The sequence below is a fragment of the Microcystis aeruginosa NIES-843 genome, assembly GCF_000010625.1.
Classification (GTDB): domain Bacteria; phylum Cyanobacteriota; class Cyanobacteriia; order Cyanobacteriales; family Microcystaceae; genus Microcystis; species Microcystis aeruginosa.
Genome location: NC_010296.1, coordinates 5,593,514 through 5,617,811, shown reverse-complemented (window position 1 = coordinate 5,617,811; position 24,298 = coordinate 5,593,514). Strand labels below are relative to the sequence as shown.

At 41.2% G+C, this 24,298-nt stretch carries 19 protein-coding genes and 5 pseudogenes; 19 read left to right on the top strand and 5 right to left on the bottom strand.

Annotated features, from left to right (window positions below):
• Positions 1 to 43: 43 nt before the first annotated feature.
• Together MAE_RS26495 and MAE_RS26490 are read right to left on the bottom strand one after the other, a co-directional pair.
• Complete coding sequence (locus MAE_RS26495) at positions 44 to 367, bottom strand: PDGLE domain-containing protein (RefSeq protein ID WP_002796648.1); 324 nt, start codon at positions 365 to 367, stop codon at positions 44 to 46.
• A gap of 179 nt (positions 368 to 546) precedes the next feature.
• Positions 547 to 1,290 carry an energy-coupling factor ABC transporter permease gene (locus MAE_RS26490; RefSeq protein ID WP_012268224.1) on the bottom strand — a complete coding sequence of 248 codons (744 nt, stop codon included), beginning with the start codon at positions 1,288 to 1,290 and terminating at the stop codon, positions 547 to 549.
• A 545-nt stretch (positions 1,291 to 1,835) separates the two neighbouring features.
• Between MAE_RS26490 and MAE_RS26485 the strand changes: the two genes are divergently transcribed.
• Both MAE_RS26485 and MAE_RS26480 read left to right on the top strand, forming a co-directional pair.
• Positions 1,836 to 2,687, top strand: coding sequence for a zinc metalloprotease HtpX (locus MAE_RS26485; protein WP_002796646.1), 852 nt, complete (start codon positions 1,836 to 1,838; stop codon positions 2,685 to 2,687).
• Between the two features lie 88 nt (positions 2,688 to 2,775).
• Complete coding sequence (locus MAE_RS26480; RefSeq protein ID WP_012268223.1) at positions 2,776 to 3,312, top strand: deoxycytidylate deaminase; 537 nt, start codon at positions 2,776 to 2,778, stop codon at positions 3,310 to 3,312.
• Positions 3,313 to 3,401: 89 nt separating this feature from the next.
• Here the strand turns inward: MAE_RS26480 and MAE_RS26475 are convergent, their stop codons facing one another.
• A complete protein-coding gene (locus MAE_RS26475; protein ID WP_002796644.1) occupies positions 3,402 to 3,872 on the bottom strand; it encodes a DUF29 domain-containing protein in 471 nt (156 codons plus the stop codon).
• 279 nt (positions 3,873 to 4,151) lie between these two features.
• On the opposite strand from MAE_RS26475, the gene MAE_RS26470 reads away from it, so the two are divergent.
• From MAE_RS26470 to MAE_RS27840, 14 genes and pseudogenes are all read left to right on the top strand, one after another.
• Positions 4,152 to 4,928, top strand: a complete 777-nt coding sequence (locus MAE_RS26470; RefSeq protein WP_012268221.1) for a Uma2 family endonuclease — start codon at positions 4,152 to 4,154, stop codon at positions 4,926 to 4,928.
• A 21-nt stretch (positions 4,929 to 4,949) separates the two neighbouring features.
• Complete coding sequence (locus MAE_RS26465; RefSeq protein WP_012268220.1) at positions 4,950 to 5,579, top strand: Uma2 family endonuclease; 630 nt, start codon at positions 4,950 to 4,952, stop codon at positions 5,577 to 5,579.
• A 21-nt stretch (positions 5,580 to 5,600) separates the two neighbouring features.
• The gene (locus MAE_RS26460) at positions 5,601 to 6,335 is read left to right on the top strand and encodes a Uma2 family endonuclease (RefSeq protein WP_012268219.1); all 735 of its coding nucleotides are present in this window, start codon (positions 5,601 to 5,603) and stop codon (positions 6,333 to 6,335) included.
• Between the two features lie 21 nt (positions 6,336 to 6,356).
• Positions 6,357 to 7,049, top strand: coding sequence for a Uma2 family endonuclease (locus MAE_RS26455; protein ID WP_012268218.1), 693 nt, complete (start codon positions 6,357 to 6,359; stop codon positions 7,047 to 7,049).
• Positions 7,050 to 7,164: 115 nt separating this feature from the next.
• Positions 7,165 to 8,637 carry a carotenoid oxygenase family protein gene (locus tag MAE_RS26450; RefSeq protein ID WP_012268217.1) on the top strand — a complete coding sequence of 491 codons (1,473 nt, stop codon included), beginning with the start codon at positions 7,165 to 7,167 and terminating at the stop codon, positions 8,635 to 8,637.
• A 371-nt stretch (positions 8,638 to 9,008) separates the two neighbouring features.
• A complete protein-coding gene (locus MAE_RS26445; RefSeq protein ID WP_012268216.1) occupies positions 9,009 to 9,992 on the top strand; it encodes an Rpn family recombination-promoting nuclease/putative transposase in 984 nt (327 codons plus the stop codon).
• Between the two features lie 12 nt (positions 9,993 to 10,004).
• Positions 10,005 to 10,400, top strand: a pseudogene (locus MAE_RS26440) (Rpn family recombination-promoting nuclease/putative transposase); the annotation flags it as partial.
• 96 nt (positions 10,401 to 10,496) lie between these two features.
• Positions 10,497 to 11,483, top strand: coding sequence for an IS30-like element ISMae39 family transposase (locus MAE_RS26435; RefSeq protein WP_012265332.1), 987 nt, complete (start codon positions 10,497 to 10,499; stop codon positions 11,481 to 11,483).
• A gap of 8 nt (positions 11,484 to 11,491) precedes the next feature.
• Positions 11,492 to 12,067: pseudogene (locus MAE_RS26430) on the top strand (hypothetical protein); the annotation flags it as partial.
• A gap of 93 nt (positions 12,068 to 12,160) precedes the next feature.
• On the top strand, positions 12,161 to 13,183 hold the full coding sequence (locus tag MAE_RS26425; RefSeq protein WP_012268213.1) for a hypothetical protein: 1,023 nt from the start codon (positions 12,161 to 12,163) through the stop codon (positions 13,181 to 13,183).
• A 21-nt stretch (positions 13,184 to 13,204) separates the two neighbouring features.
• Positions 13,205 to 14,167 carry a hypothetical protein gene (locus tag MAE_RS26420; RefSeq protein WP_012268212.1) on the top strand — a complete coding sequence of 321 codons (963 nt, stop codon included), beginning with the start codon at positions 13,205 to 13,207 and terminating at the stop codon, positions 14,165 to 14,167.
• Between the two features lie 26 nt (positions 14,168 to 14,193).
• Positions 14,194 to 14,559, top strand: a pseudogene (locus MAE_RS26415) (hypothetical protein); the annotation flags it as partial.
• A 129-nt stretch (positions 14,560 to 14,688) separates the two neighbouring features.
• Positions 14,689 to 15,027, top strand: a pseudogene (locus MAE_RS27845) (calcium-binding protein); the annotation flags it as partial.
• A 201-nt stretch (positions 15,028 to 15,228) separates the two neighbouring features.
• Positions 15,229 to 15,987, top strand: a pseudogene (locus tag MAE_RS27840) (calcium-binding protein); the annotation flags it as partial.
• Positions 15,988 to 16,233: 246 nt separating this feature from the next.
• Here the strand turns inward: MAE_RS27840 and MAE_RS26405 are convergent.
• The gene (locus tag MAE_RS26405; protein ID WP_012267424.1) at positions 16,234 to 17,892 is read right to left on the bottom strand and encodes an IS1634 family transposase; all 1,659 of its coding nucleotides are present in this window, start codon (positions 17,890 to 17,892) and stop codon (positions 16,234 to 16,236) included.
• Positions 17,893 to 18,126: 234 nt separating this feature from the next.
• Between MAE_RS26405 and MAE_RS26400 the strand changes: the two genes are divergently transcribed.
• Complete coding sequence (locus MAE_RS26400) at positions 18,127 to 20,811, top strand: beta strand repeat-containing protein (RefSeq protein WP_012268208.1); 2,685 nt, start codon at positions 18,127 to 18,129, stop codon at positions 20,809 to 20,811.
• A gap of 180 nt (positions 20,812 to 20,991) precedes the next feature.
• Positions 20,992 to 22,169 (top strand): IS630-like element ISMae25 family transposase gene (locus MAE_RS31185; RefSeq protein ID WP_125730803.1). Its coding sequence is split into 2 segments (ribosomal slippage): positions 20,992 to 21,433 and positions 21,433 to 22,169, totalling 1,179 coding nucleotides; the frame shifts between segments, so codons are not numbered across the junction.
• 66 nt (positions 22,170 to 22,235) lie between these two features.
• On the opposite strand, the gene tumA is transcribed toward MAE_RS31185, so the two are convergent.
• Positions 22,236 to 22,466, bottom strand: coding sequence for an antitoxin TumA (gene tumA / locus MAE_RS26385; RefSeq protein ID WP_002771674.1), 231 nt, complete (start codon positions 22,464 to 22,466; stop codon positions 22,236 to 22,238).
• Positions 22,467 to 23,028: 562 nt separating this feature from the next.
• Between tumA and MAE_RS26380 the strand changes: the two genes are divergently transcribed.
• Positions 23,029 to 24,297, top strand: a complete 1,269-nt coding sequence (locus MAE_RS26380) for an IS701-like element ISMae34 family transposase (protein WP_012264345.1) — start codon at positions 23,029 to 23,031, stop codon at positions 24,295 to 24,297.
• The last annotated feature ends 1 nt before the right edge of the window (position 24,298 follow it).

The following is a 24,298-nucleotide window of genomic DNA, read 5'->3' as shown; positions in this document are numbered from 1 at the left end:
TTCCCCACTTGCCCACGTCCCCACGTCCCCACGTCTCGACTCCTTACTCCTGATTTTGGGATTTTGCAATCACTAATTTACCGATACCCCAAGCGATGCCGAAAGTGGCAAGAGTTCCCAGAAAACCGGCGAGGGGAGTGGCGACACCTTCGGGAACACCTTTGAGGGCATAACCATCAAAAATTCGGGCGAAAGGTAATTGACTACCTAGGGCGTTAGGGTCTTCTTTTTTGCTAAATTGCAAGTCTTCCGCCACTCGATCGAGTCCGTCGGGATCGGGACTGGCAAAGGGAGAAAGAAAAACGGCGATAATTAGGGAACATACTAGGCCAATCAGAAAAAATTGGCTATTTCTGCGAATATTCATGGGCTAATCTTTATTAAACCTCTTGCATAATTAATTTTTGAGGGTTCAAAAACGGTAAAAATAAGGATTAAATTGCCTAAAATCCTTAAATAGACCATTTAATTGATTATTATTCATTCTTAATTCTCCTGACGACCGACTCCTGACCCTAACAACAATTTTTGATTTTTACAAGAGGTCTATTGACGAGAAGCGTAGGCAGGGGGAACAGAAGTATTAACGGAATGGGGCGGATCGTAGAGAAGATCGGGACGGGTTCGCCAGATATAACCGACAGCGAAAACGGTAATCACCGCTTCCCCGATGCCGATGAGGATATGCCAAGATAACATGGCAAAAAGGGCGACTAAAGGCGGTACAGTCCCCGATAAAGCCAATTGCAGCGCGCAAACCAACGCTGCCACCACCACACTTGTCCAAGCGGCCAGGGCAACAGCGATCGCCATACCGCGCCAACTGGAAAAACCGAGGGCTTTCCTAATCCCTAGATAGAGATAATAACCGCCAAACGTCCCGATCAAACCCATATTGACGATATTCGCCCCTAAAACCGTTAAACCGCCATCTTGAAAAAATAAAGCTTGAACGATAAAAACCACCGCCATCACCAAAGAACCCGCCCAGGGACCGAGTAAAACCCCCGCAAGAGTCCCCCCTAATAAATGTCCGGAGGTTCCCCCCGGAATGGGAAAATTAATCATCTGGGCGGCAAAAATAAAGGCGGCACAAACTCCCATCAAAGGTACAGCCCGTTCAGCGTAGTGACCGCGCACTTTTTTGAGAGAAAAGCCAATCAGGACGACGGCAATTATCCAAGTAAATAGACTCACCGGTGGACTCAAAAAGCCGTCAGGAATATGGAGGGCGAGATAAGGGGTAAGGAGAGGGTGAAACAAACCAACTCCCAGAAAATTAACAGACATTAAAACTCAGTCTCCTTGGCAATTTGGGTTAAAGATTTGAATAGAATTGTTTCGCTGGGACGGAAAAGTCCTATCTTCTAGTAGATAACTAACCGCTTCATTCTACAATGCTCTCTCTGGGGATTTAAACCCTTTAGCTTCTTAAGAATTTCTGTTATTTTGCCAGCCGTCAGGGTTTAGCTATCAGCCAAAATCTGATTATTCTCCGGCGTCAAATTCTTTAAATTATTATTAACTTTCGAGTTTTTTTCAGTTTTTATGCTAGGCCTTAACCAGTTATCAGTTATCAGTTATCAGTTATCGGTTAGAAGGGGCTAGTGACCACTAACCACTGAGTTTTGAGTAATATTATCGACAAAATCAGGTCTAAAACCTCGCCTTAAGGCGAAAAGTTTTTGGAGCGGGGCATAAATCCCCGTTACAAAAACGGACTCCTGCCCCCTGCCCCCTGCCTCCGTTAATCACCGATCACTGATTACTGTTCACTGATAACTGAAAGGTCTCCCCACATCTTTTATACCTCTCACTTCCTAAGATAAATAAAGATGAATCAGCTTAAAACTGTTGCTTTATTGGGTTTACTAGCCGGTTTACTTGTCGCTATTGGCTACGCGCTCGCTGGTCAGGGCGGTGCTTTAATTGGTTTAGTAATCGCCGCCATTACTAATATCGGTTCTTGGTACTTCTCCGATCGCATTGCTCTGGCCGCTTACCAAGCCCAACCAGTCAGCCGCCAACAAGCCCCCGAACTCTACCAAATGGTGGAAAATCTCTCTCGTCAAGCCAATATTCCCACGCCGCAACTTTATATCGTCCCCACCCCCGCCGCTAATGCTTTCGCCACCGGCAGAGATCCCGAACACGCCGCCGTCGCCGTTACCGAGGGCATTTTAAACCTGCTGCCCGCCGACGAATTAGAAGCAGTTATCGCCCACGAATTAACTCATGTGCGTAACCGGGATACCTTAACCCAAGCTGTTGCGGCCACCGTTGCCGGGGCGATTTCCTACCTCGCCAGAATGCTGAGTTATGGTTTCCTGTTTGCTGGCAATTCTCGCCATCGTCAAGGGGGCAATCTCATCGGTTTACTACTTACCATCTTTCTCGCCCCCCTTGCCGCCACTGTGATTCAGATGGCTATCTCTCGTACCAGAGAATTCGAGGCTGATGCTGGTTCCGCTCGCTTGACCGAGAATCCCGAAGCTTTAGCCCGGGCTTTAACCCGTTTAGAATTGATCGGTCGTCAAATGCCCTTAAATGCCAATCCTGCCTTTGAACCGCTGTTAATTAGCAGTCCTTTTTCGGGGCAGTTTCTGGCTAATTTATTCGCTACTCACCCATCCACCGAGGCAAGAATCGAAAATCTCCGTCGCATTCAACAGGAATTATTAACCTGATCCCGTTCTTAATTTTTAGAGGTTATCTAGTGGTAAGCTATCAGAGATAACCCCCTCTTTTTCGCTTTTTCTAGCTTGGTATGAAACCGTGATCAACTCTGAAGAAAAAAGACCGACTTGGGACGAATATTTTTTAATGATCGCTAAATTAGCCGCCACCAGATCCACCTGTTTAGCTTTTCCCGTCGGTGCGGTAATTGTCAAAGATCGGCAGGTTTTAGCCACGGGGTACAATGGTTCCCCATCAGGAACGGTTCATTGTACTGCCCAGGGTTTTTGTTATCCCGGTTTGGGAACCTGTCGAGAATCCGGAGAAATTCCCTCTCGGGCAATTCATGCCGAAGCTAATGCGATCGCTCAAGCGGCCAAACACGGTATTTCTACCCAAGGGGCTAGTATTTACGTTACTTTAGAACCCTGTATTTCCTGCTTAAAACTAATTATTTCTTCGGGAATTAAAGAAGTTTTTTACGAAGCGGATTTTAATAGTGGGACAAAAGCAATGTTAAGGGATTCTTTTCTGGAAACGGGGATTATTAAATATAAAAAGATTTATTTATCAGAAGAAATGGCTAGTCATGCGGCCTTATTTTTATTAAATCCCATTTTGATCGATCTCAGGTAGTTATCCTCAGGAGGCTAATTACTAGGAAAACTCTCTATTTCTATGGTAAATAAAGTTAGTTTACTTGGGATAAAATAGCGAAAAATTTTTTATGGGCGGGTTTCCAGAAAAGGTTCGATATCGATGGGGAACCAATCCCCGTCTAATACCTGTTCGAGGGTGAATATAGACTCTAGGGGAATCGCATTTTTATCGACTATACGCGCATTAATCAGGGATTTTCTGGCGGTTACATAGGCTTTGTCCCAAGAATCGCGGGCATGGTTGACGAGGGTGGCACTATCTATTTTTTGTTCTAATTGCGCTCGGAAAGCCGCGATCTCCACTATCCAGTGACGGGCATTCCGTTCTTTTTCCGATTCCCAATAGGATAGTTTGAGTAAGTGTTCGATTAAAACGGTTAATAAACTCGTTATTGCCTGTCTCTCGCTTTTTCCCATGCACTCCACTTCCTCGATCAGGTTTTCCCAGTCCACCCGGTCAAACTCTTTTCGCTTTAACAGTTCGGCGGTTTTTTCCGTCCAGAGAACAAAATCTTCCTCGTAGAGAGCGGTCATCATAGATTTATCTTCCCGACTGGGAGCGCGGGGTAATGGCTCGATTATAACCCTCGATCGCTATCGTTCGATCGGCTTCTAGTCTGGGGAATTTTTGCCAAGTTAGAGAATTCTACCATAGCACAAGTCGTTCTTTTTGTCAAAAAAAACTTTTACTTTTTAACAAAAGTACACAAACCTTTTGATCAACGTTATTGGCGATGTTATTTTGGGACTACAGGGGAAAGTTAACCTCACTGCTAGAATTATAATTTTCAGACAAATAACCTCAGAGTATAAATTATGACCTTTACACCAGCTATTGATCCGGATATTGAATACCCCGATAGTGACGGTAAACCCATGGCCGATAATACCGAACAATACGAATGGATCGTGAAAATTAAAGAAAATCTTGAGATTCTCTTTGCTAATTCTCCTAACGTTTTTATTGCGGGAGATCTCCTCTGGTATCCCGTCCAAGATAAAAAAATTACCGGACCAGTTGCTCCCGATGTTATGGTAGTATTTGGTCGTCCGAAAGGAAGAAGGGGTTCCTATAAACAATGGCAAGAAGATAACATCGCTCCTCAAGTGGTCTTTGAAATTCTCTCCCCTTCTAATAGTTTAGAAGAAATGGAGCGAAAACTCCTCTTTTATCAACGTTATGGAGTGGAAGAATACTATCTCTATGATCCGGATTCTCATAATTTTCAAGGATGGTTGAGACAGGAAGGACTATTAAGTTCTATACCTGAGATTAAGGGATGGGTTAGTCCCCGGTTAAATATCCGATTTGAATTGAGAGGAGATGAGTTAGAAATTTATAGTTTAGATGGTCAGAAATTTTTGACTTCTATTGAGTTATCTGAAAGGTTAGAACAAGAGCGTCTTAAAGCTGAACAAGCAAGTTTACAATTAGAACAGGAGCGTCTTAAAGCTGAACAAGCAAGTTTACAATTAGAACAGGAGCGTCTTAAAGCTGAACAAGCAAGTTTACAATTAGAACAGGAGCGTCTTAAAGCTGAACGTTTAGCTGAATATATCCGTTCTCTGGGAATTAATCCCGAGACTTTATGAATATTGAAAGGAGCAGAAATTATGACCTTTATACCAGCTATTGATCCAGATATTGAATACCCCGATAGTGACGGTAAACCCATGGCCGATAATACCGAACAATACGAATGGATCGTGAAGATTAAAGAAAACCTTGAGATTCTCTTTGCTAATTCTCCTAACGTTTTTATTGCGGGGGATTTGCTCTGGTATCCCGTCCAAGATAAGAAAATTACCGGACCGGTTGCTCCCGATGTTATGGTAGTATTTGGTCGTCCGAAAGGAAGAAGGGGTTCCTATAAACAATGGCAAGAAGATAACATCGCTCCTCAAGTGGTCTTTGAAATTCTCTCCCCTTCTAATAGTTTAGAAGAAATGGAGCGAAAACTACTCTTTTATCAACGTTATGGAGTGGAAGAATACTATCTCTATGATCCGGATTCTCATAATTTTCAAGGATGGTTGAGACGGGAAGGACTATTAAGTTCTATACCTGAGATTAAGGGATGGGTTAGTCCTCGGTTAAATATCCGATTTGAATTGAGAGAAGATGAGTTAGAAATTTATAGTTTAGATGGTCAGAAATTTTTAAGTTCTATCGAGTTATCCCAAAAAGCTGAACGTTTAGCTGAATATATCCGTTCTCTGGGAATTAATCCCGAGACTTTATGAATATTGAAAGGAGCAGAAATTATGACCTTTACACCAGCTATTGATCCGGATATTGAATACCCCGATAGTGACGGTAAACCCATGGCCGATAATACCGAACAATACGAATGGATCGTGAAAATCAAAGAAAACCTTGAGATTCTCTTTGCTGATTCTCCTAACGTTTTTATTGCGGGGGATTTGCTCTGGTATCCCGTCCAAGATAAGAAAATTACTGGACCGGTTGCTCCCGATGTTATGGTGGTATTTGGTCGTCCGAAAGGAAGAAGGGGTTCCTATAAACAATGGCAAGAAGATAACATCGCTCCTCAAGTGGTCTTTGAAATTCTCTCCCCTTCTAATAGTTTAGAAGAAATGGAGCGAAAACTACTCTTTTATCAACGTTATGGAGTGGAAGAATACTATCTCTATGATCCGGATTCTCATAATTTTCAAGGATGGTTGAGACGGGAAGGACTATTAAGTTCTATACCTGAGATTAAGGGATGGGTTAGTCCTCGGTTAAATATCCGATTTGAATTGAGAGAAGATGAGTTAGAAATTTATAGTTTAGATGGTCAGAAATTTTTAAGTTCTATCGAGTTATCCCAAAAAGCTGAACAAGCAAGGTTACAATTGGAACAAGAACGTCTTAAAGCTGAACAAGCAAGTTTACAATTAGAACAAGCAAGTTTACAATTAGAACAGGAGCGTCTTAAAGCTGAACGTTTAGCTGAATATATCCGTTCTCTGGGAATTGATCCCGAGACTTTATGAATATTTAAAGGAGCAGAAATTATGACCTTTACACCAGCTATTGATCCAGATATTGAATACCCCGATAGTGACGGTAAACCCATGGCCGATAATACCGAACAATACGAATGGATCGTGAAAATTAAAGAAAATCTTGAGATTCTCTTTGCTAATTCTCCTAACGTTTTTATTGCGGGAGATCTCCTCTGGTATCCCGTCCAAGATAAAAAAATTACCGGACCAGTTGCTCCCGATGTTATGGTAGTATTTGGTCGTCCGAAAGGAAGAAGGGGTTCCTATAAACAATGGCAAGAAGATAACATCGCTCCTCAAGTGGTCTTTGAAATTCTCTCCCCTTCTAATAGTTTAGAAGAAATGGAGCGAAAACTCCTCTTTTATCAACGTTATGGAGTGGAAGAATACTATCTCTATGATCCCGATTATCATAATTTTCAAGGATGGTTGAGACAGAAAGGACTATTAAGTTCTATACCTGAGATTAAGGGATGGGTTAGTCCTCGGTTAAATATCCGATTTGAATTGAGAGAAGATGAGTTAGAAATTTATAGTTTAGATGGTCAGAAATTTTTGACTTCTATCGAATTATCTCAAAGGTTAGAACAAGAGCGTCTTAAAGCTGAACAAGCAAGTTTACAATTAGAACAAGAGCGTCTTAAAGCTGAACGTTTAGCTGAATATATCCGTTATCTGGGAATTGATCCCGATACTTTATAATGACATAATTGATCGGTTGTGGTGAATACTAATTAACTGGTAAACTGCCTAAGTTATCGTCATTGAACCTAGCCTAGGGCTATACTTAACTATGTAATCAGTAAAAAACAAATCTATGAAAGCTTGGGCAAAATCTTTAGAAAAACCAGCAGTGGAATTTTCTGAAACGCAATTAACCTTATTATCGGGGAAAATTCCTGACGGATTGCGGGGTAGTCTCTATCGCAATGGTCCGGGGAGATTAGAAAGAGGTAAGCAGAAAGTTGGTCATTGGTTTGACGGAGATGGGGCAGTTTTAGCTGTACATTTTCATGATAAGGGAGTCAGTGCCACCTATCGTTATGTCCAGACTGCCGGTTATCAGCAAGAAAGTGCCGCTAATCAATATTTATTTCCTAATTATGGCATGAATGCCCCCGGCTTCTTTTGGAATAATTGGGGAAAAGAGGTAAAAAATGCCGCTAATACCTCGGTGTTAGCTTTACCCGATAAATTATTAGCTCTCTGGGAAGGGGGTTTTCCCCATAAATTAGATTTACAATCTTTAGAAACCCTAGGCTTAGATAATTTATCTAGCTTACAAGCAAAGGAAACTTTTTCCGCTCATCCTAAGCTAGATTTGTCCAGAGGAGAGATTTTTAATTTCGGGGTGACAATCAGTGCCAAAGTTAGTTTAAATCTCTATAAGTCTGACTCCACTGGTCAAATTATCCAGAAAAACACTTTTGAGTTAGATAGATTGTCTCTGCTGCATGACTTTGTTTTAGCAGGACAGTATCTCGTCTTTTTCGTCCCACCAATAAAAGCGGATAAATTATCGATACTGTTGGGATTTAAAACTTTTAGTGATGCCATGCAGTGGCAGCCAGAATTAGGAACAAGAATACTAATTTTTGAGCGAGATTCTCTGCAATTAGTCAGTGAAAGTGTTACAGATTCATGGTTTCAATGGCACTTCGCTAATGGTTGTGTGAATGACCAAGGCAATCTTGAAATTGTTTTTGTCCGTTATGACGACTTTAAAACTAATCAATTTTTAAAAGAAGTTGCCACGGGTGAAACCGAAACCTTAGCCATCGGAAAATTAGCAAGTATTACTATTAATCCCCTATCAGCAAAGGTGATTAATCAGGAAATTCTCTCGGATTTAAGCTGTGATTTTCCCGTGGTTTCCCCGCAGCTGGTGGGACAAAAATGGCAAAATACTTTTTTAGCTGTCCATCGTCCCGATAGCGATATTCGTCGGGAAATTATCGGACTTCCCGCTTGTTATAATCACTCCACAGGTAAGTTAACTATTGCTTATCTAGAAAATAACTGTTATGGAAGTGAACCGATTTTTGTCTGCGATGGTTTATCTCCAGAAACGGGATGGTTAATCGTCGTGGTTTACGACGGCAATAATCACAGCAGCCAAGTGAGAATCTATGATAGTCAGCAGTTAGAAAAAGACCCCCTTTGCTGTCTGCAATTACCCAGTGTTATCCCTCCCAGTTTTCACGGTACTTGGCAAGAAAAATCAGAAAAAGGCGCAGAAGCAATCTCAACTGAGAAAAGGGGTTTCTATTTAGAAAACGGGTTTCTTTGAGAAACTATTTAGAAAACGGTTTTTTTCGAGAAACCCGTTTTCTGGACTTGTGAGAGAGAAGCTTTATTCGATTTCTCTACGGTTGAAGATTTAATCAATTGGTTAAATAGGGCTTGCTGAATAAATCTAAAAACCTTGTTGGGTAAAACTTTTAGACTTTTTGGAAACCAAAAAGTGCCATATCTGGGAGTGATCGGGTGGAAAATTCCGGGACTTTTTCCCTGAAAATTAAGTAATTGACCCCCTCAAAATCGCTAAAACCCTACACCCTGCCCCCAGGAAAAACTTTTTCAGCAAACCCTAAATACTTTAACTGCTTAGTTCTTATGTTAGCGATCGCCTTCTGACAACAACCCACTAAAATTGTCATAATGAAACAAACAACCGCCAATTATGATGAACCCTGGAAAGAAGCATTAACCGAGTATTTTGAAGCGTTTTTATACTTCTTTTTTCCTGAAGTTCACCAATTAATTGATTGGACAAAAACTCCCGAATCCCTAGAAAAAGAACTCAAACGGATTACCGCTTCAGCAAAGACAAAAAAACGTTTCGCTGACCAACTCTATAAAGTCTGGTTACTCAGGGGTGAAGAAGTCTGGATTTTGATTCATATTGAAATTCAAAGTCAATACGAAGAAAATTTCCCTCAGAGGATGTATATTTATAACTATCGGGCCTTTGATTTGTATCAGAAACCGGTTATCAGTCTCGCTATATTAGGAGATGAACGAGTAAATTGGCGACCAGATTCCTATAATTATACTATCGCTGGTTGTGAAGTCAGCCTCAAATTCCCAACGGTTAAATTACTGGACTATGAGGAAAGCTGGTCAGAACTAGAAGCAAGTAGCAATCCCTTTGCTATAATCGTCATGGCACACCTGAAAACAAAAGCGACTACTGGGAAGCTGCCACAACGGGAACAGTGGAAGTGGAAGTTAATCAGGGGATTATATGAAAAGGAGTTCGAGAGAGAACAGATAATTAAACTGTTTGAAATCATCGACAATATGATGACTTTATCCCCTGAATTGCAGTCAAGTTTAGAGAGTAAAATCAAACAATTTGAGGAGGAAAGAACCATGCCTTTAGTAAGTAATATGGAGTTACGAGGAATGGAACGCGGTAAAGAAATAGGTAAGGAAATAGGTAAGGAAATTGGAGCGTTAGAAAATGCTCGTAACTATGTTAAAACGGTGCTGAAAACGCGATTGGGTGACATTCCAATAGAAATTGAGCAAGCTGTTGATAAAATTTCTGTATTATCGATTTTAGACGAGTTACTGAAATCGGCATTAACCGTTAATTCTTTTGATGAGTTGCATCAACTTTTAGAACAATATTATCAGTAATTTTCTTCTCCAATGAACCCAACAACCGCCAATTATGATGAACCCTGGAAAGAAGCATTAAGCGAGTATTTTGAAGCGTTTTTATGCTTCTTTTTTCCTGAAGTTCACCAACTAATTGATTGGACAAAAATTCCCGAATCCCTAGAAAAAGAACTTAAACGGATTACCGCTTCAGCAAAGACAAAAAAACGTTTCGCTGACAAACTCTATAAAGTTTGGTTACTCAGGGGTGAAGAAGCCTGGATTTTGATTCATATTGAAATTCAAAGTCAATACGAAGAAAATTTTCCTCAGAGGATGTATATTTATAACTATCGGGCCTTTGATTTGTATCAGAAACCAGTTATCAGTCTCGCTATATTAGGAGATGAACGAGTAAATTGGCGACCAGATTCCTATAATTATACCGCCAATTCAAAAATGAAACGCATCAACCTCAAGAGTTGACAAAGAAAGGCTCATCAGGTACTGTCTGATCATTAACAAAAACAAATCAGACCCAAAATGAGCCACCAACATCTTAACATAGAACAAAGAAACTTGCTCTACCAACTTAGTCAGGAGGGAAATTTATCTCAACGGCAAATGGCCGTCTGGCTCGGATGTCATCAAAGCACAATATCACGGGAATTAAAAAGGAATCAAAGTTCCCTTGGCTGCTATCTACCTGACACAGCACAAGCTCAAAGCGAGACAAGGCGAAAAAATGCCAAACAACCCTTTAAAAATGTCAGCGAGTCAGCCTTAGAGTTGGTCAAAGAAGGATTGAAAGATTATCATAGTCCCGAACAAATAGCAGGTCGTCTGAAAAGAGCCAGTCAAGAATCTCTCAGTCACGAAACCATCTATCAAATGATCTATCAGAACTATCACGGATGTGGAGAGTACCAGAAATATTTACGCCGGGGGCTTTGTCAAAGAAAGAGTCGAGGCGGAGCAAAAAGTAAGCGTGGAGGGATTCCAGGGCGTGTAGATATCAGCGAGCGACCAGTAATTGCTGACCAGAAAACTGAAATCGGTCATTGGGAAAGTGACACAATGATTGGAGGCAATCATCTAGGAGTTCTCGTTACTCATGTAGATAAAGCCTCGAAATTTTTAGGAGCAGGATTAGCCAAAAACAAAACCGCATCGGAAATCAATAGAGTCACAGAAAAACTTTTTCAAGAGATTCACCCTGACAAAAGAAAAACCTTTACTTGTGACAACGGCAAAGAATTTTGTGGACATCAAGAGTTGAGTCAGAAACTAGGAGCAGATTTTTATTTTGCTACTCCTTATCATTCGTGGGAGAGGGGATTAAACGAGCATACCAAGGGACTGTTAAGACAATTTTTCCCCAAGGGAACGAATTTTAAAATCGTTAAGCCAGAGGAGGTGGAAAGAGCCGTAAACTTGATTAACAATCGTCCTCGAAAATGTCTTGACTATCGTACCCCGAATGAGGTATTCTATAAAGGTAGATCAGACAGTGATGCAATTCAGACTTGAATTGGCCTACTATCGCCGGTTGTGAAGTCAGCCTCAAATTCCCAACGGTTAAATTACTGGACTATGAGGAAAGCTGGTCAGAACTAGAAGCAAGTAGCAATCCCTTTGCTATAATAGTCATGGCACACCTGAAAACAAAAGCGACTACTGGGAAGCTGCCACAACGGGAACAGTGGAAGTGGAAGTTAATCAGGGGATTATATGAAAAGGAGTTCGAGAGAGAACAGATAATTAAACTGTTTGAAATCATCGACAATATGATGACTTTATCCCCTGAATTGCAGTCAAGTTTAGAGAGTAAAATCAAACAATTTGAGGAGGAAAGAACCATGCCTTTAATGAGTAATATGGAGTTACGAGGAATAGAACGCGGTAAGGAAATTGGTAAGGAAATTGGAGCGTTAGAAAATGCTCGTGATTTTGTCAAAACAGTTTTGGAATCTCGATTAGGTGAAGTTCCTTTAGATGTGGAACAATACCTGAATAAAGTTTCGTTACTATCTACATTACAAGAGATTGTTAAATTAGCAGCTACCGCTAATTCTCTCGCAGAATTTAAGCAGTCTTTGGCAAGAATCCAATAAGAAAATCTTACCCTAGGGTGCTGCACTGCTCACCCATTCACCTTTAAACTCTTAGCCAGAAGCGGAGAACAATTAAAACTGTTGTCGTAATTCATGAACCCAACAACCGCCAATTATGATGAACCCTGGAAAGAAGCATTAACCGAGTATTTTGAAGCGTTTTTATACTTCTTCTTTCCTGAAGTTTACCAATTAATTGATTGGACAAAAACTCCCGAATCCCTGGAAAAAGAACTCAAACGGATTACCGCTTCAGCAAAGACAAAAAAACGTTTTGCTGACAAACTCTATAAAGTCTGGTTACTCAGGGGTGAAGAAGTCTGGATTTTGATTCATATTGAAATTCAAAGTCAATACGAAGAAAATTTTCCTCAGAGGATGTATATTTATAACTATCGGGCCTTTGATTTGTATCAGAAACCGGTTATCAGTCTCGCTATATTAGGAGATGAACGAGTAAATTGGCGACCAGATTCCTATAATTATACTATCGCCGGTTGTGAAGTCAGCCTCAAATTCCCAACGGTTAAATTACTGGACTATGAGGAAAGCTGGTCAGAACTAGAAGCAAGTAGCAATCCCTTTGCTATAATAGTCATGGCACACCTGAAAACAAAAGCGACTACTGGGAAGCTGCCACAACGGGAACAGTGGAAGTGGAAGTTAATCAGGGGATTATATGAAAAGGAGTTCGAGAGGGAACAGATAATTAAACTGTTTGAAATCATCGACAATATGATGACTTTATCCCCTGAATTGCAGTCAAGTTTAGAGAGTAAAATCAAACAATTTGAGGAGGAAAGAACGATGCCTTTAATGAGTAATATGGAGTTACGAGGAATAGAACGCGGTAAGGAAATTGGCAAGGAAATTGGGGAGTTACGAGGGATAGAACGCGGTAAAGAAATTGGCAAGGAAATTGGTAAGGAAATTGGAGCGTTAGAAAATGCTCGTAACTATGTTAAAACGGTGCTGAAAACGCGATTGGGTGACATTCCAATAGAAATTGAGCAAGCTGTTGATAAAATTTCTGTATTATCGATTTTAGACGAGTTACTGAAATCGGCATTAACCGTTAATTCTTTTGATGAGTTGCATCAACTTTTAGAACAATAGTCTCAGTAATTTTCTTCTCCAATGAACCCAACAACCGCCAATTATGATGAACCCTGGAAAGAAGCATTAACCGAGTATTTTGAAGCGTTTTTATACTTCTTTTTTCCTGAAGTTCACCAATTAATTGATTGGACAAAAACTCCCGAATCCCTAGAAAAAGAACTCAAACGGATTACCGCTTCAGCAAAGACAAAAAAACGTTTCGCTGACAAACTCTATAAAGTCTGGTTACTCAGGGGTGAAGAAGTCTGGATTTTGATTCATATTGAAATTCAAAGTCAATACGAAGAAAATTTCCCTCAGAGGATGTATATTTATAACTATCGGGCCTTTGATTTGTATCAGAAACCGGTTATCAGTCTGGCAATTTTAGGAGATGAACGAGTAAATTGGCGACCAGATTCCTATAATTATACTATCGCTGGCTGTGAAGTGAGTTTGAAATTCCCAACGGTTAAATTACTGGACTATGAGGAAAGATGGACAGAACTAGAAGCAAGTAGCAATCCTTTTGCTATAATAGTCATGGCACACCTGAAAACAAAAGCGACTACTGGGAAGCTGCCACAACGGGAACAGTGGAAGTGGAAGTTAATCAGGGGATTGTATGAAAAGGAGTTCGAGAGGGAACAGATAATTAAACTGTTTGAAATCATCGACAATCTGATGACTTTATCCTCTGAATTACAGTCAAGTTTAGAAAGTAAAATCAAACAATTTGAGGAGGAAAGAACCATGCCTTTAATGAGTAATATGGAGTTACGAGGGATAGAACGCGGTAAGGAAATTGGAGCGTTAGAAAATGCTCGTGATTTTGTGAAAAAAGTTTTGGAAAACCGACTAGGCGATATCCCTGGAGATATTGGACAATGTCTCAATGATGCTTCAGTTATTTCGGTTTTAGAAGAGATGTTAAAAGCCGCACTTATAGTAAATTCTTTTGAGGAGTGTAGGAAGTCTTTTAGTATCATCATAAATAAGTAGTGTGGGTAATAACTACTTTACTTAGTAAACTGTTTGAAATCATCGACAATATGATGACTTTATCCCCTGAATTGCAGTCAAGTTTAGAGAGTAAAATCAAACAATTTGACGAGGAAAAAACCATGCCTTTAATGAGTAATATGGAGTTACGAGGAATGGAACGCGGTAAGGAAATTGGCAAGGAAATTGGTAAGGAAATTGGCGCGTTAGAAAATGCTCGTGATTTTGTCAAAACAGTTTTGGAATCTCGATTAGGTGAAGTTCCTTTAGATGTGGAACAATACCTGAATAAAGTTTCGTTACTATCTACATTACAAGAGATTGTTAAATTAGCAGCTACCGCTAATTCTCTCGCAGAATTTAAGCAGTCTTTGGCAAAAATCAATATCTAGAAAACGGGTTTCTTAGAAAACGGGTTCCTTCGAGAAACCCGTTTTCTGTAAATTTTTGTTATATCCCCCTTGAAAGATTGGGGATTGTTAGGCTAAAACTGTTATCAATAAACTTTTGCTGTTACTGTCATGACTCTCTCTCTTTTGTCGATTCTTCCTGCTGTTGACGATGTTTTGTTTAATTTCGCTCAATCTGATGGCTTTTGGGCGAATTTGGCTATCGCTTTTGGCACAAGTTATGATGTGGTTAAGGCGACAGAACTACAACAGCAGTGGAAAAGCCGAAATTTTAGTCAAATTCCCCCAATTGAGGTACTCAGTGATGAAGTTTTAGGGACGGCGAATGGTGCATATTCCAGTAGTACCAATAAGATTTATTTATCAGCATCTTTTTTAAATACGGCCTCGTCAGCAGCGATAGTTAATGTAATTTTAGAAGAAATTGGGCATTATGTGGATGCTCAAATTAATGGTTCTTCGTTACTTGGTATGGTTCGATAGGGGGTCATAAATCGACTAAATCCTTATCTGGTAAGAGACTTAATTGATTAGTTCGCTCTAGATCAAAAATAATTGACAAAAATCGCTAAATGCCTTTCTATATAAGGGTTCCATCCCTTATAACCCCCGTCCATTGCATAACAATTACCGAAGAGCCAAATTAATCAGGTGGATAGCGCCGGAGATGAGGGGGCGATTTTTGCGGAGTTGGTTCAAGGAAATAGTCTGGATGTGGCAACCTTAGACGCTTTACGAGGAGAGAATGACCAGACAACAATTATAGTAAATGGGGAAATTATTCAAGTAGAACAGGCGAATTTTACGGGTACTAATGGGGATGATAATATTACGGGAACTTCTGCAAGTGATAATATTTTTGGGTTAGATGGCAATGATACTTTAAGTGGTTTGGGGGGAAGCGATAATATTTATGGGGGTAATGGTAATGACTCTCTTGACGGTGGGGATGGAAGTGATTACTTTACCAACGATGCAGGTAATGACACGATAAATGGTGGTAGTGGGACTGATCGCTATGAGGTTGACTACAGTAGTGCTAGTAGCGGTTTAACCATGACCTACAATACCACTACCGGGAGTGGGACGATTACTGTCGGTACAGAAACTGATACCTTTACTTCGATTGAGAGTTTTAACGGGTTTAAGGGAACTGAGTATAATGATGTCATTTTTGGCGGGACAGAAAGTGAATCTTATTATTATTATGGTGGACTCAATGGTGGAAGTGGTAACGATACTATTTCAGGTAATGCTGGTTATGACGACATTTATGGAGAGGATGGAAATGATGTCCTCAATGGTGGAGATGGTTCTGATGAACTTTATGGTGGTAGTGGGAATGATCTCCTCAATGGTGATACAGGCGATGATCGCTTTACCAATGATGCAGGTAATGACACGATAAATCCCACATTCCGCACCCTAAGTGTCACAACGTCTCAAAAGAGGAAGGGGCGCGAGTCAAAATACTTATCTAGAGGAGTGAGTTGGCGGCAAGCTGCCGGCAACTAAGCCGAAAATTTCAGAGTTCCCCCGGTCATTCTCAATAAACAGTGCTTGTTGAGAATGACTAGGCAATCAGACTTAACATCTAGGGGGAGATGTTCCAGTTGCTCGCTTTGTTTTGTCACCCCTTGAAGTCAATCCATCTGGTCAAGATAAGAGATAATATTCCTGGCAAGGTTTGGGAAAAAATCTCAAAATGTTGCGCCTCTCATCCGTTAAGTTGCTAATCTTTTGATTGTCTTGAATACGGACGAGATGAATCCCTTGAAAGCACTGAAATATCCAGCGTAACGTCGGTCGGTCAGTTAACTTACCCAACGGATTTTTCAGTCCCGTCTCCTGCTGTTTTAAACTTAAACGAAGTTGTCTTTGACCAATAGTATAAACCAGCAGGCACAAGCCCATGAGCATGGCCATGACCTCGATTCTATGGGGAGATTTGAGAAAGACACTGTGGGCAAAAAAGCAGGGGTCTTTGAGAAAAGAAAATCCTCTTTCCGGAGCTTGTTGCCCCTTATATTTTTTGAGTATATCCTCACTGCTCAATCGTTTTTTCTCCAAATCGTTAGTTGCTAAAACGAATCGTCCTGCTCGTTTCTTTAGCCTCTCAATCGCTGCCAAATTCAACTCTAATTCGGCTTGAACTTGATAGCTTTGAGAGGGCAAATCGTCTTTTGATTTGAGTTTTGACTGCTGAGACTCAGGCGGAATGAGATTGACTTTAATCTCCGTTAACTGATGAGATTTTAAGGAGTCAGATAATCCTTTGGCTATCGCCAACGCCACCGCTCTATTCTCAAATTCTCTTCGGGATAGTTGCCGGATTTTTTCTTGGGCAGAATTCTTTTCTTGCTCGATTTTTTTCTCTAATTTTTTCAAGTCTGATTCTTGTCTAGCTTGACTTTCAACTAGCAACCATCTTTGTTCTATACCCCCATAGTTAGAGCTTGTTTCCCGCCAGGAATAACCCGGTATTTCTGAATCGGTTAACTCTTTTTCTGAGATGCTATCGACTAACTCTTGAGCCTCTTTAATGCTTAATGGTACTCGAGACAACCAACGCATTTCTTTCATTAGTTTTAAATTCTCTTTGCTATAGAGGGCGCTATCGCCGACTATTAAACTGTCAAAGTCAACTTGTTTTTTAAATTCTCGGGCGATTTGACCAAAAACCGCTTTGTCCGCTTCATTTCCGTCCCCTACTTTCAGGAATAAAGGTACATCTCCATCCCCACTTACGATTAAGTCAATCATAAATTGTTTTAAGTCAGGTCTTCGGTCGCGGGAGTATCCGTAGGTAATTTTTATTGGCTGTTGTCTGGTTTCAATTTCTTCTCCCACTGCTCCTGATTTCAGGATTTCTACTGTTGGGTATTCCTTTTTATATTCTCCTTCTACTGATAGAGAAGTCGAATCTAAATGGGAGTTCTCGGTTGCTACACCAAATTTTTTCACGGCGGCTAAACTGATGAGTAGGAAAATACCCGAAACATCCAGTTGATAAAGTTTGTCCATTACTCGACCAATTTTATCATCATTCAGGTGTTTTGCTTCGATGCCTTCTCCCAGCAGATGTTCGGTTGCTTTATCTTCAAAAAATTGAGGAAATAAATACAAGGCTCGGGAGACAAATCCCAATCCATTCAGGATAATTGCTTTCACGACTTGCCCCGCTGTGACAATTTCTCCTCGCTCAATTGAGACTTGTTCGTTGATAATTTCAACGATTCCTATTTCATCGATAATTCCGGCTACTAATCCCAGATGGTCTAGATTTTTGACTTCAATTTCTGTTGATTGATTCATGGTCGAACAGTCCACTCGCCTCAGTTTTCCAACAATTCCTATTTTTTCATAATTAGGGTCTCAAAGCCCCCCTAGCGGCCACCGAGAAAACCTTCACCAGCTAAGTATTTTTACTCAAGTCTCTGGCGGGGGACAGCTTATGTGACAGTTGAGGGTGCGGAATGTGGGATAAATGGTGGTAGTGGGATTGATCGCTATGAGGTTGACTACAGTAGTGCTAGTAGCGGTTTAACCATGACCTACAATACCGCTACCGGGAGTGGGACGATTACTGTCGGTACAGAAACTGATACCTTTACTTCGATTGAGAGTTTTGATGGGTTTAAGGGAACTGAGTATAATGATGTCATTTTTGGCGGGACAGCAAGTGAATATTGGGGCGCTCTCTCAGGTGGAGGTGGTAACGATACTATTTCAGGTAATGCTGGTTTTGACTACATTTATGGAGAGAATGGGAATGATGTCCTGAATGGTGGAGATGATTCTGATTATCTTTATGGTGGTGATGGCAATGATGTCCTGAATGGGGGTGCTGGTAGTGACAACATTCTTGGTGGTAATGGTAATGATCTCCTCAATGGTGATGCAGGAGATGATTACTTTACCGGCGATGAAGGCGATAATGACACGATAAATGGTGGTGCTGGTAGTGATAGTTATGCTGCTGACTACAGCTATGGTAGTAGTGGTTTAACCATGACCTACGACACCGCTGGGAGTGGGACGATTACTGTCGGTACAGAAACTGATACCTTTACTTCGATTGAGAGTTTTAACGGGTTTAAGGGAACTGATTATAATGATGTCATTTTTGGCGGTACACGAGTTTACTACTATGAAACTTTGTATGGTGGAAGTGGTAACGATACTATTTCAGGTAATGCTGGTGGTGACTACATTTATGGAGAGAATGGGAATGATGTCCTGAATGGTGGAGATGGTTATGATGATCTTTATGGTGGTAATGGGAATGACACCCTACAAGGAACAGATGGCGGTACAGGAGAATATGATGATTTAGTAGGAGGTTCAGGAAACGATCGCTTTATCCTTGCAGATACGACAAAGACCTTCTATGATGACGGTTTGACAGCTACTGAAGGTACTAGCGACTACGCGACAATTGCCGACTTTAGCACCATTGATGATATAATTCAGCTACGGGGTTCAAGTAGTGACTATCTCTTAACAGTTTCTGGTTCCACTACTAAGCTCTACATCAACAAACCAGGAAACGAAGCAGATGAACTGATTGCTTATATCAGTAATCAAACAGCATTAAGTCTAACTGCTAGTTATTTTAGCTATGTTTCTAGTCCGACTCTTCCCAGTATTACCCTTGCAGTTTCTCCCGCAAGTGTGACAGAAGATGGGACAACTAACTTAGTCTATACCTTCACCCGTACCGGAGTAACCACTGATGCTTTAACTGTTAACTATACAGTTAGTGGGACAGCAACCAATGGAACCGATTACGCTTCTATTCCCACCAGTGTCACCTTTGCTGCTGGTTCATCCACTGCGACTGTAACAGTTGACCCGACTGCTGATACTACAGTAGAAAGTGATGAAACTGTTATTTTAACCCTCGCTGCGGGGACAGGTTATACAATAGGTACGACTACTCCAGTTACGGGGACAATTACGAATGATGATCTCATACTTCCTAGTATTACTCTTGCGATTTCTCCTAGTAGTGTTACTGAAGACGGGACAAGTAATCTCATCTATATCTTCATTCGTACAGGAGATACAACTAATCCCTTAACGGTTAACTATAGTATTGGTGGGACAGCAACCAACGGAACCGATTACACTTTGCTTCCTACCAGTGTCACCTTCGAGGCTAATTCTGCGATTGCTACCGTAACCGTTGACCCCACTGCTGACACAATAGTAGAAAGTGATGAAACTGTCATTTTAGCCCTTGCTGCGGGGACAGGTTATACAGTAGGTACTCCTAACGCAGCCACGGGAACAATTAATAATGACGATACCAGTGTCACCTCGCAACTCTCCATCAATGACATCACCGTAGTGGAAGGTAAAGATAATAATGCCATCCTCACCGTCACAGTTGATAACCCCAATCCACAACCAATTACCTTCAACTATACCACCGCACCCATTAACGCTACCGCTAATGTAGATTACACTAGCAAAACTGGAACTATCACCATTGCACCTAATACTGCCACCGCTACTATTAGCATTCCCCTCCTCAATGATAACCTCAATGAACCTGATGAAGTCTTCACCGTCACCCTCTCCAATCCGGTTAATGCTACCGTTAATCCCGACGAAGCAATTGGACAGGTAATTATTACTGACACCCTACAAAGCGCAATTACTCGCACCTTACCCAACAATGTCGAAAACCTCAGACTAATTGGCACTAATAATATTAATGGTACAGGTAACGCTGGTAACAATAAAATCACCGGAAATAGTGGCAATAATCAAATCAATGGACGTGCGGGAATTGATACCTTAACCGGTGGTTTAGGTGCAGATACTTTCATCTTCCAATTTGGCCAATCTACCATATCAACAAGCGATCGTATCACAGATTTTGCCATCAATAGTGATAAAATCGACTTATTAACTCAAGGTGGACTTCCCATGAGTGCGCCTAGTAGTTTCAGTCGAGCTGCTAATAGCACTGTCACCACTTTACAGAATTTAGTCAATCAGGTATTTACTGATGCCAATGGAGCCACTACAGGTAATCAAGAATTAGCGGTTAATAGTGCCGCCTTAGTGCAAGTAACAACTGGTGCGATCGCTGGAACTTACCTCGTTATTAATGATAGCACAGATGGCTTCCAATCCAGCAATGATTTATTAATGAATATCACCGGATTTACTGGTACTTTACCTGCTTTAGGGAGCATTCCAGTGGGTAATTTCTTTGTTTAATTAAGTAGGCGTAGGGTGCGTTAGGCGGCTATCAATTCCGTCAAAAAACCAAAATTAACAAGCCGCCGTAACGCACCACCTCTATCATTAAATTGGTGCGTTACGCTATCGCTAACACACCCTACTGGACTGTTTCAGCTAAAATAGGGCAATAGCTCGAACAAGCAGAGGACATCAATCATGGGAAGAGGTCGGCGAGATAAAGTCAATCTAACAGGGGAACAAAGAGAAAACCTCGAACAAATCAGTCGTAATGGCTATGCACCAGCTAAAAAAATTCTCCACGCTCGGATTTTGCTGATGTGTGACGAGGGAGAACAGGCGAAAAGGAAATGGACAGATGAAGAAATAGGCGAAGCTTTAGAAGTTCATAGAAATACAGTGGGACGTATTCGTCAAAGATTTCTTCAAAAAGGCGAAAAACCAGCATTAGAACGGAAATCGAGAAAAACTCCCCCCACTCCGGCAAAAGTTGATGGAGCCGCCGCCGCCCAAATCATTGCCCTGTGCTGTTCGGAGCCACCATCTGGCCGAGCCGAGTGGACAATCCGACTATTAACCTCGGAACTCAAACAAAGACAAATTATCACCGAGATTTCCAGTCCAACGGTGTGGCGTACTCTAAAAAAAACCAATTACGCCCTTGGAAAACCCAAAGATACTGTATTCCGGAACAGGATTTAGCCCGATTTGTTGCCCAGATGGAAGTTGTCCTTGACCTGTATGGCACTCAGCCATCGGAAGAAGAACCGTTAATCGCGATGGATGAAGCATCAAAGCAACTACTTGGAGAAGTTTACCCTCCGATACCCATGCAACCTGGACAAGATAAAAAAGAAGACTATCACTATAGTCGTGAAGGGGTTCAAGCCTTGTTCATGTTTTTTGACCCCCATCGAGGATGGAGACGGGTGAGTAACCGAGATAGTCGAACCCGAATAGATTGGGCAGAAGAAATTCGTCAATTATTGGATGTGGACTATCCAAAGGCTCGAAAAGTCAAGCTCGTCTGTGATAATCTCAACACTCATAACATAGCCTCGCTTTATGAAGCATTTCCAGCACCCGTTGCTCATCGTTTAGCTAGAAGACTGGAAATTTATTACACACCTCGTAATGGTAGCTGGTTAAATGTAGCCGAAACTGAACTAAGCGTCTTATCGAGGCAATGTTTAGATAGAAGGATTTCTAGCAAGGAAGAACTGAAAAGGGAGATAGAAACCTGGCAAAAAGAACGTAATCAGACTGCATCTACAGTAATATGGACGTTTACGACCAGCGATGCTAGGGTCAAGCTGAAACATCTTTATCCTGTGTTTGAGGAGGAGGAATCGGGAGAATCTATTGCACCAAATTAGCTGAAACAGTCCACTACTGGCTGCACAATTGCTTGCTCTACTTGATTGAGGTAATCAGATAAAAGTTTAAGCAGCATGATTTAATATTTGTTCTAATTCTTGACGCAAAGCAAGGTAATGACGATAATCGTTTGCCCATTCTATAAATATTATATCATCTGATAATGTTCCCTGATTGTATTGGTTATAAAAATCTTCGGAATCCATTTTATGTTGATTCTCATAAACGCTAAGTCGCTTGGCAACAGCAATCAAAGCATCTAAAGATGATGTATATTGAATGGTCTGTTTACGCATTTTTCTTTTACTCCAAAATAGGGTTTGCTGAATAAATTTGAAATGTAGGCAAAGTAAAGGTTTTGGGGCTTTTCTCGCGAAACAGGTGCAAGATTTTGAGAGAATCGTCGTTCAAAACCTTGCGTCTTCATCGGCCCGCGTCCTGTAGGGGCGAAGCATTCGGACAATAACCTATCGGTGAAAAGGTAGATTTTCTATCCGAATGCTTCGCCCGTACTTATTCAGCAAACCCAAAATAATGATATTTTGATTATAAACGATCGCGCTCAAACAAAAACATAAATCGTAGTGGACTGACACACCTAATTTAGGTGTAGGGTGCGTATTTGCGGCCATCAATTCGGTCAAAAAACCAAAATTAACAATCCGCCGTAACGCACCACCTCTATTATTAAATTGGTGTGTTACGCTATCGCGCTTCACACCCTACTGGCTAGTCTTTGTGTCTTTGTGGTTATGATGAATCAATCAACTCCCAATACTAATGGGACTTAAACGCCAAATAAAGATCAAATCGAGTATAATCGTTAAAGAGTAAGCACTTTACGTTGAAAGATCAGCGATGAAAGAGACAACCCCAGCCGCGATGCCCCCATGCTTTGACCGATGGTGTCGGCGGTTTGACAATTGCTTCAAAAACGAAGCGCAAAAAAACGGCTTCAGACAATATTTAGGAGGATTATTAGGGGAAAGTGAGAGGAAAAACCTCACTCAAATGGCCAATAATGCCGTCGGAGTAGTTTATAACCGATTACATCACTTTTTGACCGAATCTCCCTGGTCAGACCGTCAGGTGAATGAATGTCGGTTGCAAGTGATGAACCAATGCCGCCAGACGCAAATCCCCCGAGGATTTTCCCTGATTGTCGATGACTCAGGACATCGAAAAAGTGGCAATCTGACCGCCGGAGTTGGCAGGCAGTACCTAGGAGAAATTGGCAAGACAGACAACGGAATAGTCGCCGTCACTACCCATCTCTACGACGGCAAAAAAAGTGTCCCCCTAGACATTGAAATTTATCAACCGGCTAGTTCCTTAGCCGAGGGGAAAGAAGACAAAGAATTTAAGAAGAAACCAGAGATAGCGATAGATTTAATTGACCGGAGCTTAACCAGAGGCTATCGACCGAAAATCGTCTTAATAGATGCTGGTTATGGCAACAACACAAATTTTCTCAAAGCCCTGGAAGAAAGAAAGCTAAAATACTTAGGAGGATTGGCAAAAAATCGAAAAGTAATTATTGAAAAAGAAGGGGGTGTGGAAGAAACAATCCAGCTTGAGCAACTAGCAAAAAGCCTATCAGAAAAGGATTGGGAGAAAATCACCCTAAATCTAGATAAAGAAAAAACGGTTTGGGTAGCGGTATTCAGAGCGAAAATATCTCAACTAGAAGGAGAAAGGAACTTGGCGATCGTCATGAATGCAAGTTCAATGGAAAAAGCCACAGAGGTGGACTATTTCATCACCAATGTAGTTGAGGCAGATACAGTAACAGCTTCGTGGATAGTGAGGACTTACACCGAAAGAAATTGGGTGGAAGTATTCTACCGAGAAGCCAAAGGATGGTTAGGGTTAAGGGAATATCAAGTCAGGGATAAACGAAGCTTACTTCGTCATTTTATCCTGGTGTTTTGTGCCTATACATTTATCCTGTGGCATAAGTTAACTGGGGGATTGCAAAGGCAGTGGGCGAATCGACCTTTAAACACTTTTGTGGAAGCCTTGGAAGCTTTTCGGACAGCGATGTCTTTCCGTTTCTTTGAGTGGCTGACCGAGAATCGGGATGTGTTTGCCGCTTACAAAGCCAGTTTAGGCTTTGTTTGGGCTTGAA

What these genes read in the sequence shown, in the direction of transcription:
- MAE_RS26495 (WP_002796648.1), bottom strand. Translation starts at nt 367, where the DNA reads ATGAATATTCGCAGAAATAGCCAATTTTTTCTGATTGGCCTAGTATGT.
- MAE_RS26490 (WP_012268224.1), bottom strand. Translation starts at nt 1,290, where the DNA reads ATGTCTGTTAATTTTCTGGGAGTTGGTTTGTTTCACCCTCTCCTTACC.
- MAE_RS26485 (WP_002796646.1), top strand. Translation starts at nt 1,836, where the DNA reads ATGAATCAGCTTAAAACTGTTGCTTTATTGGGTTTACTAGCCGGTTTA.
- MAE_RS26475 (WP_002796644.1), bottom strand. Translation starts at nt 3,872, where the DNA reads ATGATGACCGCTCTCTACGAGGAAGATTTTGTTCTCTGGACGGAAAAA.
- MAE_RS26470 (WP_012268221.1), top strand. Translation starts at nt 4,152, where the DNA reads ATGACCTTTACACCAGCTATTGATCCGGATATTGAATACCCCGATAGT.
- MAE_RS26465 (WP_012268220.1), top strand. Translation starts at nt 4,950, where the DNA reads ATGACCTTTATACCAGCTATTGATCCAGATATTGAATACCCCGATAGT.
- MAE_RS26460 (WP_012268219.1), top strand. Translation starts at nt 5,601, where the DNA reads ATGACCTTTACACCAGCTATTGATCCGGATATTGAATACCCCGATAGT.
- MAE_RS26455 (WP_012268218.1), top strand. Translation starts at nt 6,357, where the DNA reads ATGACCTTTACACCAGCTATTGATCCAGATATTGAATACCCCGATAGT.
- MAE_RS26450 (WP_012268217.1), top strand. Translation starts at nt 7,165, where the DNA reads ATGAAAGCTTGGGCAAAATCTTTAGAAAAACCAGCAGTGGAATTTTCT.
- MAE_RS26445 (WP_012268216.1), top strand. Translation starts at nt 9,009, where the DNA reads ATGAAACAAACAACCGCCAATTATGATGAACCCTGGAAAGAAGCATTA.
- MAE_RS26435 (WP_012265332.1), top strand. Translation starts at nt 10,497, where the DNA reads ATGAGCCACCAACATCTTAACATAGAACAAAGAAACTTGCTCTACCAA.
- MAE_RS26425 (WP_012268213.1), top strand. Translation starts at nt 12,161, where the DNA reads ATGAACCCAACAACCGCCAATTATGATGAACCCTGGAAAGAAGCATTA.
- MAE_RS26420 (WP_012268212.1), top strand. Translation starts at nt 13,205, where the DNA reads ATGAACCCAACAACCGCCAATTATGATGAACCCTGGAAAGAAGCATTA.
- MAE_RS26405 (WP_012267424.1), bottom strand. Translation starts at nt 17,892, where the DNA reads ATGAATCAATCAACAGAAATTGAAGTCAAAAATCTAGACCATCTGGGA.
- MAE_RS26400 (WP_012268208.1), top strand. Translation starts at nt 18,127, where the DNA reads ATGACCTACAATACCGCTACCGGGAGTGGGACGATTACTGTCGGTACA.
- tumA (WP_002771674.1), bottom strand. Translation starts at nt 22,466, where the DNA reads ATGCGTAAACAGACCATTCAATATACATCATCTTTAGATGCTTTGATT.
- MAE_RS26380 (WP_012264345.1), top strand. Translation starts at nt 23,029, where the DNA reads ATGAAAGAGACAACCCCAGCCGCGATGCCCCCATGCTTTGACCGATGG.